Below are 12,439 nucleotides of genomic sequence, written 5' to 3'. Positions count from 1 at the left end.
TTCCATGCCGCACGGCCCCCATCGGAGCGGTCAGACGGCGTCGCCGCCGGCCTTCGCCACGCTCACCGCGGCGCGCTCCAGCTCCTCGGCCGCGCGGTTGATCTGCTGTGTGGTGGCGGCGACTTGGCTCGCGAGGCGCTGGGCCTCGACGAACACCTTGATCGCGAGGACGGCCAGCACGGCAAGTCCCACGAACCCCATGGCCACGGCCAGCATCGCCCAGAACATGCGCCGAGCCTAGACGGTCTGATGGAGGCGGAGCGTGCGCACCCCGCCACCGGTGAGGAGTTCGACGATGCGCTCGCCCGCGGGCTTGCGCACGGCCACGTCGCACTCGGGGCAGGTGAAGGAGTAGAAGGTGGTGCGCCGGCTGGCCCCGATCGCCAACCGGATCGCGGCCGCGGCCAGTTCGAAGCGGGCGCGGCACTCCGGGCAGGCGGCCTTGAAGACGACGGGCGCCGGGGCGTCGACCCGGGCGGACATCGCGGCGATATCAGTGAAACCGGACACACCTGTCATTCTGTCCACCTTGCACCTTTCATCCGTTATGCGCCTTACGCCCGCTATGTGCGGACCCAACTCCCTCACGCGGCCCCGTCGTACGCCGCCAGCGCCTCGCGCGCCGCGTCCCGCGCGCTCACGGCGAGCTCGGCGGGCGCCACGATGTGCCCGTCCCCGCCGAGCCGCAGCGCGAGCCGGCGCAGCGAGGAGGGGTCGGGCGTGCGCAGGGTGATCCGCAGCCCGCCGTCCGCCAGCTCCTCGGCGCTGTCGTGCGGGTAGTACTCGGCGACCCAGCGCCCGCCGGGCCCGACCTCGACGACGACCTCGGGGTCCTCGGCCGCCGGCTGCACGAGCCCCTCGGAGAGGTCACGCAGTTCGACCTGGGGCGGGGCGGCGGCCTCGTCCAGGACCCGGATCTCGGCGACCCGGTCGAGCCGGAACGTGCGCCGCGCCTCGGACCTGCGGCACCACGCCTCCACATAGGTGTGGCCGACGCTGACCAGCCGGATCGGGTCGATCTCCCGCTCGGTCACCTCGTCGCGCGCGGGCGAGTAGTAGCGGATCCACAGCCGGCGCCGCTCGGAGATCGCGCGGTCGACGTCCGCGAAGACGCCGCCCTCGGACTCGAACGTGACGTTCAGGCGCGCACTCGCGCTCGCCACCTCACCGGCCGCCGTCTCCAGCTTCGCGGTCGCGCGCAGCAGCGCGAGGCGGTCGCTCTCGCGCAGCCCCGGCAGCGTGGCCACCGCCCGCGCGGCCACCAGCAGCGCGGTCGCCTCGTCGGCGGCGATCCGCAGCGGTTCGGCGACATCGTCCGGGTTGTGCCACCAGATGCGGTCGCCGTCGGTGTCGATGTCGAGCAGGTCGCCGCCGCGGAAGCTCGTCCCGCACAGCGGCAGTACGTCCAGGTCGGAGATGAGCTCGTCCTCGGTGATGCCGAAGGCCCGGGCGACGTCCTCCACGCGCGCGCCGGGGCGCTCGCGCAGATAGGTCACCAGGGACAGCATCCGCCGGGTCTGGTCGATGGCATTGGAAGCCATACCTTTTCGTTCTCCCCCTCAGCCCTTGGCCACGGCGCGCAGCCGGTCCACGACGTCGGCCCGCAGCTCGGCGGGTTCCAGGACCACCACGTCGGGGCCGAACTCCACGAGCCAGGCGTCGAGCCCGTGCCCGTACGGGATCTCCAACTCGTCCCAGCCGTCGCCCAGTTCCCGCAGCGAGGCGGCCTTGGCGCGCAGCGGGTAACCCGCGCCCGTGCGCAGCCTGATGCGCGCCGAGCGGGTGGCGCTCTCCCCCGCCCAGCTCGCCACGGTCTCCCGTACGGTCACCACGTCCGGCACCGGCGCCTCGAACCGGCCGGCACGGGAGCGGACCTTGCCGGTGATCCGGGAGAGCCGGAAGACCCGCTCGGCCTGCCGGTCGCGGTCCCAGCCCGCCAGGTACCAGTGGCCGCGCCAGCACTCCAGGGCCCACGGCTCGACGTGCCGGGCCGCGGGGCGCGCGGCGGTCGCCTTGCGGTAGTCGAAGACGACGGGGCGGCGGTCGCGGCAGGCCAGCATCAGCGGCTCGAAGGACGCCTCGTGCACCGGGATGCGGGGTTCGAGCGCGCCGTGGTTCTCGTACGGGTCCACGTCCTCGGGCATCCCCGCGGCGCGCAGCTTCTGCAGGGCGCCGCTGGCGGCACCGGCCAGCCGGGCCTGCTGCCAGACCTTCGCGGCGAGACCGAGCGCGGCGGCCTCCTCGCCGTCGAACGTGACGGGCGGCAGCCGGTTGCTGTCGCGGCGGGCGAGGTAGCCGACCTCGCCGTCCAGGTTCTCCACGGTCTCGATGACCAGGCCGAGCTCGCGCAGGTCGTCCTTGTCGCGCTCGAACATGCGGTTGAAGGAGTCGTCGTTGCCCGCCTCCAGGTAGGCCTCGATGGACTCCCGCAGCTCGCGCTTGCTGAGTGGCCGCCGCGTCCCGAGCAGACACAGCGCCAGATTCATCAGCCGCTCGGCCTTGGCAATGGCCATCTACGCCCTTTCCTCATGTAGCTCCAGACGGATGACCGTACCGCTCGGGGGTGTGCCGACAAAAGCCGAGGGCCCGTGCCAGCAGGCAGGGGCCCTCGGATGACCGCTTGCGGTCGTTGTGCGACTGTCTCAGACGGAGATCAGGTCACAGACGAAGATCAGCGTCTCGCCGGGGGCGATGAGGCCGCCGCCGGCGCCGCGGTCGCCGTAGGCGAGGTGGGCGGGGATGGTCAGCCGGCGACGGCCGCCGACCTTCATGCCCTGCAGGCCCTTGTCCCAGCCCTGGATGACCTGGCCGCCACCGAGCTGGAACTGCAGCGGGGTGCCGCGGTTCCAGGAGGCGTCGAACTCCTCGCCGGTGGAGAAAGCCACGCCCACGTAGTGCACGGAGACGGTGTCGCCCGCCTTCGCCTCGGGGCCGTCGCCCTCCCAGAGGTCCACGATCTCCAGATCCGTCGGAGCCGGGCCGTCGGGGAAGTCGATCTCGGGCTTGTCGATGCTCACGTGTAGTGCTCCTGCTTGTTGGCGGTTGGGCAACCGGGACAGTCTGCCATTTCTCCGGCGGTCAGTGCGCGGCGAGGATGTCGACCACGAAGACCAGCGTCGAGTTGGCCGGCAGGGTCGCGCCCTTGGCCTCCTTGCCGTACGCCTGGTCGGCCGGGATCACCAGGAGGACCCGGTCACCGACGTGCTTGCCGACGATCCCGGTGTCCCAGCCCTTGATGACCTGACCCTGGCCGATGGCGGTGGAGAACGGCCGGCCGGTCTTCCAGGACGAGTCGAACAGCTCGGCCTTCTTCTTGCCCTCGTTCAGCTTCCACGCGGCACCGCTGTACTGCATCGTCACCGTCTGGCCGCTCTTGACCTCGGCGCCCTTGCCGCTGATGAGGACCTGGTCGACGAGCTTCTTCGGCGGGTCGTTCTTCGGGACGGAGATCGTGGCCGGCTCCTCCTTGTCCGCCTTGATCTGCGGCAGGTTCGAGGGGATCGCGCCCTGCGTGCCCTCGGCCTTCTTCGGGATCACCTTGCCGACGTCGACGGCGAAGACGAGCGTGTCCGTGGCGGTGATGCCGACCTGCGGGTTGCCCTGGCTGCCGAAGCCCGCCGCCGGGGGCGCCACGACGAGGACCCGGCTGCCCTCCTTCTGCCCGACCACGGCCTGCGCGAACGCCGGGAGCTGCCCCTGGCCGCCCGCGGTGACCATCTGGGGGCCGCCGCCCTGCTTCCCGTACGTGGTGCCGAGGTCCTTGCCGCCCTTCCAGACCTTGCCGGTGAAGTCCATCGACACCAGGTCGTTCTTCTTCACCTCCGCGCCGCTGCCCGCGGAGAGGGTGTGCACGACGAACTTGCCGCTCGGGTCGCCCTTGGGCAGCGTGATCTTCGCCTGCTTGCCGAGAGCGCCGCTCACCGTCGGCATCGGGTTCGCGGTGTCGACGGCCTTGGGTACCTCGGCCGCCTTCGGCGACGCGGACGAGGAGGAGTCCGCCTTGTCCGCCGCGTCCTTCTTGCCGTCGTCGCTGCCGCAGGCCGTCGCGGTCAGCGCCAGTGCCGGCACGATCAGTAGAGCTGCAAGTCGGCGTCGCACAATGATCCTCAAGTCGCTCGAGTACGGTTCGGCCACTCTAGGCCCTCGTACCAATTTTCCAAGGACGGCCGAAGGGCCTCGTACGAATGATTCGTACGAGGCCCTTCGCGGGATCGGCGGGGCCGGGAAGAACTCCCGGACGGCGCCTACATCCCGGCGATCAGCTTCTCCACCCGGTCGTCCACACTGCGGAACGGGTCCTTGCACAACACGGTGCGCTGCGCCTGGTCGTTCAGCTTCAGATGGACCCAGTCGACCGTGAAGTCACGGCGCTGTTCCTGGGCCCGGCGGATGAAGTCACCGCGCAACCGCGCGCGCGTGGTCTGCGGCGGCACGGACTTGCCCTCGAAGATCTTCATGTCATTGCAGATCCGGGCGGCCTGACCCTTCTTCTCCAGGAGGTAGTAGAGGCCGCGGCGGCGGTGGATGTCGTGGTACGCGAGGTCTATCTGCGCGACCCGCGGGTGCGACATGGTCATGTTGTGCTTGGCGCGGTAGCGCTCGATGAGCTTGTACTTCATGACCCAGTCGATCTCGGTGCCGATGCGGTCGAGGTCCTCCGCCTCGATCGCGTCGAGCGTGCGGCCCCACAGTTCGAGGACCTGTTCGACGGTGCCGGTGCGGATGCCCCGGCGCTCCACGAAGTCGACGGCCTTCTCGTAGTACTCGCGCTGCACCTCGAGGGCGGAGGCCTCGCGGCCGCTGGCCAGGCGCACCTTGCGCCGGCCCGTGATGTCGTGGCTGACCTCGCGGATGGCCCGGATCGGGTTCTCCAGGGTCAGGTCGCGCATCACCGTGCCCGCCTCGATCATGCGCAGCACCAGGTCGGTGGCGCCGACCTTGAGGAGCATGGTCGTCTCGGACATGTTCGAGTCGCCGACGATGACGTGCAGCCGCCGGTAGCGCTCGGCGTCCGCGTGCGGTTCGTCCCGGGTGTTGATGATCGGCCGGGAGCGCGTCGTCGCGGAGCTGACGCCCTCCCAGATGTGCTCGGCGCGCTGGCTCACGCAGTACACGGCGCCGCGCGGAGTCTGCAGCACCTTGCCCGCGCCGCACAGCAACTGACGCGTGACCAGGAAGGGAATGAGAATGTCCGCGAGCCGCGAGAACTCCCCGTGCCGCGCCACCAGGTAATTCTCGTGGCAGCCGTAGGAGTTTCCCGCCGAGTCGGTGTTGTTCTTGAACAGGTATACGTCGCCTGCGATCCCCTCCTCGTGCAGGCGTCGTTCGGCGTCGACGAGCAGGCCTTCCAGAATGCGCTCGCCCGCTTTGTCGTGGGTGACCAACTCGGTCACGTTGTCGCATTCCGGTGTTGCGTATTCCGGATGCGAACCCACGTCAAGATAGAGGCGGGCGCCGTTCCGCAGAAAGACATTGCTGCTGCGGCCCCATGACACGACACGGCGGAAGAGGTACCGCGCCACCTCGTCAGGAGACAGGCGTCGCTGTCCCCTGAACGTGCATGTGACGCCGTACTCGTTCTCCAGCCCGAAAATGCGGCGGTCCATGACTGAACATTACGCCCGATCCCCCGAGCTGAAACGGGGTTCGACAGCACGGTTTGGATCATTTTCCGAAGCGACCGCTCCCCGCCCGGACGTGCGAGGGTCCCGCAGCACCCGCCCCGTGGCCAGCAGGACGAGCAGCGCGAGCGTCCCGGTGGCCGCCGGGACGGTGAACCCCCAGCGCGTGCCGCCCCATTCGACGACCGGTCCCGCGACGGCCGTGCCGACGCTGGCCCCCACCGTGAAGGTCGTCACGAGCCAGGAGAACGCCTCCGTCACCGTCCCCCGCGGGGCGTGCCGGTCGACGACGATGAACGCGCAGGCGATGCACGGTGCGAGGAAGACCCCGGCGACCGCGGTGAGCGCCACCATCGCCACCGGTCCCGGCATGAGCGTCAACGGCACGTAGAAGAGGGCCAGAAGGCCCACCAGCCACCGAAGCCGCGCCTCGGGGGCGCCGCTCCACTGTCGCGCGCCGTACACGCTGCCGCCCACGAGGGCGCCGAGCCCGAGCGCCGCCATCATCCAGCCGTAGATCGCGTCACCACCGTGCTCGTCGGCGTACGAGACCCCGGCCACCGTGATCGAGCCGAGCGCCAGTCCGATGAACAGGAAGGCGGCGAGCAGGACGAGCAGCCCCGGCGAGCGGAGCGCGCCCAGCCAGTGCGCCTCGCGCGGCGCCGAACGCCACTGCCGAGACGGCCTCGACAGCACGACGGAGAGGGCGCCGAGCATCCCGACGACGTTCAGGAGGATCAGCGCGGCCTGCGCCGACCACAGGGACACGCAGACGGTCACCAGCAACGGGCCGACGGTGAACATGACTTCCTGCGCGATCGCGTCCATCGCGTACGCGGTGTGCACCTGCTCCTCGCGCGGCAGCACGCTCGGCCACAGCGCCCGCAGCCCGCCCTCCAGCGGTGGCGTGAACAGCCCGGCCGCGGCCACCGCGCCGTACGCCCACACCGGTGCGCCGGTGCCGGCGCACGCGAAGACGGTCATCGCGAGCCCCGACAGGACGGCGGCCGGGAGCTGCACCTTCGGCTGGCCGCGCAGGTCGACGAGGCGCCCGAGCAGTGGCTGCCCGATCGCGTTGGCCACCCCGTACACCGCGGCGAGCGCGCCCGCCAGGGTGTACGTGCCGCCCTCGTCCCGGACGAACAGCACGATGGCGATGGCCGCCGTGGCGTTCGGCAGCCTGCCCACGAGCGTGCCGGTGAGCAGCCGCATCGCGTGCGGGGCCCGGAGGATCTCCGCGTATCCCGCGGCCATCGCCCCGCCTCCTCCCATGAAGTTTTACGTATAACGTCGAGGGGTTATACGTACCACGTACCTCGTCCGGGGAGCCACCCGATAACGTCGACCGTCCCGGGACCAGGCAGACGGAGGCACCAGTGACCAGCGGAACGGAAGGGGCGGCGACCACCCGCCCCACCAGCCGGGACGTGGCCCGCGCCGCCGGCGTCTCGCAGGCCGCCGTCTCCCTCGTCATGGGCGACAAATGGCGGGGCCGGGTCGCCGCGGCCACCGCCGAGCGGGTCCGCGCGGCCGCACATGAACTCGGGTACCGCCCCAACCTCGCGGCCCGCAACCTCCGCCTCGGACGCACCCGCACCGCCCTGCTCGTCGTTCCCGCGCTCACCAACGAGTTCTTCGCGGGCGTCTACACCGGGGCCGCCCGCGTCGCCGCCCAGCACGACTTCGGCGTCGTCCTCTACCCCTCCCCCGACGGCGTCGGCCCGGCCCGGGACCCGTTCCCCTCCGCCCGCGCCGCCCTGGACGGCATCCTGGCCTCCTCGATGGCCGCCGACGCCGTCACGGCGCTGCGCGGCGACGACCTGCCCCTCGTCATGCTGGACAGCGATCCGGCCGGCAGCCTCGGTGCCACGACCGTCAACCTGGACCTCGCCGACGGCATGCGGCAGATCACCGACCACCTGCTGGCCCTCGGCCACCGCCACTTCCTCCACCTCGCCTCGGCGGTCCGCTCCTGGACCTTCGACGTACGCGCCCACGAACTCGCCGCCACCGCCGCCCGGTTGCCCGGCACCACGGTCCGTACCGTCCGCTCCGCCCTCACCGTCGAGGACGCCGTGGCGGCCACGGAGCGGGCCCTGCACACCTGCGGCCTGGTCCGGCCCACCGCGATCGTCTGCGACGACGACAAGCTCGCCACGGGCGCCTACAAGGCCGCCCGGCGGATGGGGCTTCGCATCCCCGAGCACTTCTCGGTCACCGGCTTCGACGACCTCTCCCTTGCCACCGCCGTCGAACCGGAACTCACCACCGTGCGCCTGCCGGCGGAGGAGTTCGGCGAGCGGGGCATGGCCGCGCTGCTCGCCGTCCTGGAGGGCCGCACCCCCGAGACCGGCCCGCTGCCGGTCGAGTTGGTCGTGCGCGGCTCGACGGCACCACCACCGCGCACCGAGAACTGAGAGCCTGTCTTTGACACAGGTGTGCCCCGGCCGGTTCGGAAACCGGCCGGGGCACACCCACGACCAACCGCGAACTGCGCTGTGACTACTCTCCGGCGGAGTCGTCGTCGGAGACCGCGTCGGAGGCGGCCTTCGAGGTCTCGGCAGCACCCTCGGCGGTGAGCAGACGCGACAACTGCCGCCCCGTGATCCGCTTGAACTTGCGCTGCTGCGGCCGCGTACGGTCCAGGACCGCCACCTCGAGGCGCTCCCCGGGGATCTCCCGCTCGCTCCCGTTCGTGTCGCGCGACAGCGCCTGCACGGCCAGCTTCAGCGCCTCGGACAGCGTCATGCCGTCCTGGTGACGCTGGTCCAGGTAGCTGCTGATCTGCTCCGCGTTGCCGCCGACCGCGACCGAGCCGTGCTCGTCCACGATCGAACCGTCGTGCGGCAGGCGATAGATCTGGTCGCCGTCGCTGGTCTCGCCGACCTCCGCGACGACCAGCTCCACCTCGTACGGCTTCTCGGCCGCGCTGGAGAAGATGGTGCCCAGCGTCTGCGCGTAGACGTTCGCCAGGCCGCGGGCGGTCACGTCCGCACGGTCGTACGTGTAGCCACGCAGGTCCGCGTAGCGAACGCCCCCGATCCGCAGGTTCTCGTACTCGTTGTACTTGCCGGCGGCGGCGAAGCCGATCCGGTCGTAGATCTCGCTGAACTTGTGCAGGGCACGGGACGGGTTCTCGCCGACGAACACGATGCCGTCGGCGTACTGCAGCACGACCAGGCTGCGACCGCGGGCGATGCCCTTGCGCGCGTACTCCGCGCGATCGGCCATCGCCTGCTGGGGTGAGACATAGAACGGCGTCGACACCGGCTATCCGTCCCTTTCTGTCAGTGACGCGTCAGTGGGGAAAGAAGAGCGAACGGACAGCTCACAGCAGGGCGGCCCGCGGACCGTCCGGCTGCTCCAGACGCCGCTCGAGGATCGCCCGGGCGATCTCCGACGACTCGTCGTCCGTCAGCCTGCGGAACCCGTCCTGCGAGATCACCGTGACGATCGGGAAGATGCGCCGCGCCATGTCGGGGCCGCCCGTCGCCGAGTCGTCGTCGGCCGCGTCGTACAGCGCCTGCACGACCAGGGTCGTCGCCTGCTCCTCCGTCAGGTCCTCGCGGTAGAGCTTCTTCATCGACCCGCGCGCGAAGACCGAACCCGAACCCGTGGCGGCGAAGCCGTGCTCCTCGCTGCGCCCGCCCGTGACGTCGTACGAGAAGATGCGCCCCTTCTCACGGTCGACGTCGTACCCGGCGAACAGCGGCACGACGGCGAGCCCCTGCATGGCCATGGCGAGGTTCGACCGGATCATCGTGGAGAGCCGGTTCGCCTTGCCCTCCAGCGACAGCTGGGCGCCCTCGACCTTCTCGAAGTGCTCCAGCTCCAACTGGAAGAGCTTCACCATCTCGACGGCCAGGCCGGCGGTGCCGGCGATGCCGACGGCCGAGTACTCGTCCGCCGGGAAGACCTTCTCGATGTCGCGCTGCGCGATCACGTTCCCCATCGTGGCCCGCCGGTCACCGGCGAGCACGACGCCGCCGGGGAACGTCACGGAGACGATCGTCGTCCCGTGCGGGGCCTCGACGACCCCCTGCATCGGCGGCAACTGCCGGTTCCCCGGCAGGATCTCGGGCTGGTGCTCGGAGAGGAAGTCCATGAAGGACGACGACCCGGGCGTCAGGAAGGCAGCCGGTAGACGCCCGGTGCTACGAGGGTTGGCTTCCACGCGTTTCCTTCCAAGTAAGCGGTGGCTCGACGAGTCGTGTCGGGGTCGTCCCCCAACTTGCCGAGGGCCGAATTGCAGTTGAAGCACAGTACGCCACGGACCCTACCCGTCTCATGGCAGTGATCCACATGAACTGCGGGAGCCTTGAGGCAGATCACGCAGATCCCCATCTGGGAGGCGACCATGTCGTCGCGCTGCGCCTCGGTGAGGTTGTAGTTGCGCTTGAGGTGACGCGCGCGGCCCTTGGTTGCCTTGCAGGATTTACAGAGCGTTGCGAGACCGTCCGAGGCCGTCGTGTTTCGATGCCACTCGCTGTGCGGCCTGTTCTCCCCGCAGCCCCAGCAGTGCTTGTATCCCTCAGGCACGTCCACCTTGACGCGGACCGTCTTGCCACGCGCCTCCTGACGCCTCCTGTGGTACTCGGCAGCGCATCCGCGGCAATTGGCTTGCAACCCGTCGGGCCGGGACCGATTAGCCGCGAACGCGCCGAGGGGAAGCCACTCCTGGCAGCCGGAGCACTTCTTCCCCTCAGCCGAATCGGACATACGTCATTGTCCGCCCTTTTGGACAAAACTCCTGACGAAATCCTCAGCGTTCTCTTCCAAGACGTCGTCGATTTCGTCAAGAACCGAGTCGACATCGTCGCTCAGCTTCTCCTGGCGCTCCTTGAGGTCCTCGGTCGACTGCTCGTCGACCGCCTGCTCCTCGACCTCCTCGGTGGAACGCGTCGCCTTCTGCTGTCCGCCGCCGGTGTCCTTGGTCGCCATATCCAGCTCACCCCGCTCGGTTCGACATACACGTAGCACGTGTCGTACAGGCCGTTCGTGATCAGAACCCTACAAGTCGGGTCCGACATCGGCCCCGCAGTTGGTACAACGTGCGGGACCCACCTCTGTGATTCCCCTGCCGCGGACCTTTCAGCCGCGGATCAGCCGCCGGACAGTACCCGCACCAGATCTTCGGCCGTCCGGCACCGGTCGAGCAGCTCCTTCACGTGATTACGCGTTCCGCGAAGGGGTTCGAGGGTGGGGACCCGTTGCAGTGAGTCACGGCCCGGGAGATCGAAGATGACCGAGTCCCAGGAGGCCGCGGCGACGTCGTCCGCGTACTGCTCCAGGCAGCGCCCGCGGAAGTACGCCCGGGTGTCCTCCGGCGGCGCCGTACGGGCCCTCTCGACCTCGTCCTCGGTCAGCAGGCGCTTCATCTTGCCGCGGGCCGCGAGGCGGTTGTAGAGCCCCTTGTCGGCCCGTACGTCGGCGTACTGGAGGTCGACCAGGTGCAGGCGCGCGGCGTCCCAGTCCAGGTCGTCGCGGCGCCGGTAGCCCTCCATCAGCTCGCGCTTGGCCACCCAGTCCAGCTCACCGGAGAGGCTCATGGGGTCGCTCTCCAGGCGGCCGAGCACGTCCTCCCAGCGCGTCAGGACGTCCTTGGTCTGGTCGTCCGCGTCGGCGCCGAACCGCTCCTCGACGTACTTCCTGGCAAGTTCGTAGTACTCCATCTGGAGCTGGACCGCGGTGAGCGTCCGGCCGCTACGGAGAGTGATCAGATGCTGGAGCGTCGGATCGTGGGAGACCTGGTGGAGGGTGCGGACCGGCTGGTCCACGGCCAGGTCCACCGCGATGAAGCCGTCCTCGATCATGGAGAGGACCAGCGCCGTCGTGCCGAGCTTCAGATAGGTCGAGATCTCGGAGAGGTTCGCGTCACCGATGATCACGTGGAGGCGGCGGTACTTCTCCGCGTCCGAGTGCGGCTCGTCGCGGGTGTTGATGATCGGGCGCTTGAGGGTCGTCTCCAGGCCGACCTCGACCTCGAAGTAGTCGGCCCGCTGGCTCAGCTGGAAGCCGTGCTCGTGCCCGTCCTGACCGAGGCCGACGCGGCCCGCACCGGTGACGACCTGACGGGAGACGAAGAACGGTGTCAGATGGCGCACGATGTCCGAGAAGGGGGTCTCCCGCTTCATCAGGTAGTTCTCGTGTGTCCCGTAGGAGGCGCCCTTGTTGTCGGTGTTGTTCTTGTAGAGGTGGATCGGCTGGGCGCCGGGCAGCTGGGCCGCGCGGTCGGCGGCCTCCGCCATGATGCGCTCGCCGGCCTTGTCCCACAGGACGGCGTCGCGGGGGTTGGTGATCTCCGGTGAGCTGTACTCGGGGTGCGCGTGGTCCACGTAGAGGCGCGCCCCGTTGGTCAGGATGACGTTGGCCAGGCCGATGTCCTCGTCGGTGAGCTGGCTGGAGTCGGCGGTCTCTCGCGCGAGGTCGAAGCCCCGGGCGTCACGCAGCGGGTTCTCTTCCTCGAAGTCCCAGCGGGCGCGGCGGGCCCGGTGCATCGCCGCCGCGTACGCGTTGACGATCTGGGACGAGGTGAGCATGGCATTGGCATTGGGGTGGCCTGGGACGGAGATCCCGTACTCTGTCTCGATCCCCATTACTCGCCGTACGGTCATGCGGCCCTCCTTGCCCGGCGCCGCCCTCGGTCGGGGGCGGCGCTCAAGTACCGCTGGTTCTCCGGTGCGCATGCGGTGCCCGTCCCCGCACGGCGCGACTCGGCGGCATTCAAGAGCCTAGAACGCCTCCGCGCCGGTGGGGAGATCATTTGCGTCATTGCTTCGCTCCGACGTCGAGCGGATGGCGGCGAAAAAGTTGCCTGG

The 12,439-nt window shown here is 69.8% G+C and carries 14 protein-coding genes; 1 reads left to right on the top strand and 13 read right to left on the bottom strand.

Features of this window, described 5'->3' with window-relative positions; genetic code table 11:
• Nucleotides 1–30 precede the first annotated feature (30 nt).
• The 8 genes from ACZ45E_RS34690 to ACZ45E_RS34655 all read right to left on the bottom strand — a co-directional run bounded on the left by ACZ45E_RS34690 (nt 31) and on the right by ACZ45E_RS34655 (nt 6,875).
• Nucleotides 31–228, bottom strand: a complete 198-nt coding sequence (locus ACZ45E_RS34690) for a hypothetical protein (RefSeq protein WP_468228879.1) — start codon at nt 226–228, stop codon at nt 31–33.
• Nucleotides 229–237: 9 nt separating this feature from the next.
• Nucleotides 238–519, bottom strand: coding sequence for a hypothetical protein (locus tag ACZ45E_RS34685; protein WP_468228875.1), 282 nt, complete (start codon nt 517–519; stop codon nt 238–240).
• A 65-nt stretch (nt 520–584) separates the two neighbouring features.
• Nucleotides 585–1,541, bottom strand: coding sequence for a helix-turn-helix transcriptional regulator (locus ACZ45E_RS34680; protein ID WP_468228872.1), 957 nt, complete (start codon nt 1,539–1,541; stop codon nt 585–587).
• An 18-nt stretch (nt 1,542–1,559) separates the two neighbouring features.
• Nucleotides 1,560–2,513 carry a helix-turn-helix transcriptional regulator gene (locus tag ACZ45E_RS34675; RefSeq protein ID WP_468228869.1) on the bottom strand — a complete coding sequence of 318 codons (954 nt, stop codon included), beginning with the start codon at nt 2,511–2,513 and terminating at the stop codon, nt 1,560–1,562.
• A gap of 129 nt (nt 2,514–2,642) precedes the next feature.
• Nucleotides 2,643–3,017: an FKBP-type peptidyl-prolyl cis-trans isomerase gene (locus tag ACZ45E_RS34670; RefSeq protein WP_468228866.1), complete on the bottom strand. Its 375-nt coding sequence runs from the start codon at nt 3,015–3,017 to the stop codon at nt 2,643–2,645.
• 61 nt (nt 3,018–3,078) lie between these two features.
• Nucleotides 3,079–4,098 (bottom strand): FKBP-type peptidyl-prolyl cis-trans isomerase, encoded by a 1,020-nt coding sequence (locus ACZ45E_RS34665; RefSeq protein WP_468228863.1) that lies wholly within the window; start codon nt 4,096–4,098, stop codon nt 3,079–3,081.
• A gap of 146 nt (nt 4,099–4,244) precedes the next feature.
• Nucleotides 4,245–5,606 (bottom strand): Pup--protein ligase, encoded by a 1,362-nt coding sequence (gene pafA, locus ACZ45E_RS34660; RefSeq protein ID WP_468228860.1) that lies wholly within the window; start codon nt 5,604–5,606, stop codon nt 4,245–4,247.
• A gap of 9 nt (nt 5,607–5,615) precedes the next feature.
• Entirely contained in the window at nt 5,616–6,875 is a 1,260-nt protein-coding gene (locus ACZ45E_RS34655) for an MFS transporter (RefSeq protein WP_468228857.1), read from the bottom strand.
• A gap of 122 nt (nt 6,876–6,997) precedes the next feature.
• On the opposite strand from ACZ45E_RS34655, the gene ACZ45E_RS34650 reads away from it, so the two are divergent.
• Nucleotides 6,998–8,038 carry a LacI family DNA-binding transcriptional regulator gene (locus ACZ45E_RS34650; protein WP_468228854.1) on the top strand — a complete coding sequence of 347 codons (1,041 nt, stop codon included), beginning with the start codon at nt 6,998–7,000 and terminating at the stop codon, nt 8,036–8,038.
• Nucleotides 8,039–8,123: 85 nt separating this feature from the next.
• On the opposite strand, the gene prcA is transcribed toward ACZ45E_RS34650, so the two are convergent.
• The 5 genes from prcA to dop form a co-directional block, all read right to left on the bottom strand.
• Nucleotides 8,124–8,888 carry a proteasome subunit alpha gene (gene prcA / locus ACZ45E_RS34645; RefSeq protein ID WP_468228851.1) on the bottom strand — a complete coding sequence of 255 codons (765 nt, stop codon included), beginning with the start codon at nt 8,886–8,888 and terminating at the stop codon, nt 8,124–8,126.
• 61 nt (nt 8,889–8,949) lie between these two features.
• Entirely contained in the window at nt 8,950–9,795 is an 846-nt protein-coding gene (gene prcB, locus ACZ45E_RS34640) for a proteasome subunit beta (RefSeq protein WP_468228849.1), read from the bottom strand.
• Nucleotides 9,747–10,340, bottom strand: a complete 594-nt coding sequence (locus ACZ45E_RS34635) for an endonuclease VII domain-containing protein (protein ID WP_468228847.1) — start codon at nt 10,338–10,340, stop codon at nt 9,747–9,749. The genes prcB and ACZ45E_RS34635 overlap by 49 nt, the downstream gene beginning before the upstream one ends.
• 3 nt (nt 10,341–10,343) lie before the next feature.
• A complete protein-coding gene (locus ACZ45E_RS34630; protein WP_164302263.1) occupies nt 10,344–10,562 on the bottom strand; it encodes a ubiquitin-like protein Pup in 219 nt (72 codons plus the stop codon).
• A 161-nt stretch (nt 10,563–10,723) separates the two neighbouring features.
• On the bottom strand, nt 10,724–12,235 hold the full coding sequence (gene dop, locus ACZ45E_RS34625) for a depupylase/deamidase Dop (protein WP_468228842.1): 1,512 nt from the start codon (nt 12,233–12,235) through the stop codon (nt 10,724–10,726).
• Nucleotides 12,236–12,439 lie beyond the last annotated feature (204 nt).

This window comes from Streptomyces sp. NPDC030991, assembly GCF_055571235.1.
This window is presented reverse-complemented; position numbering and strand designations above follow the sequence as displayed.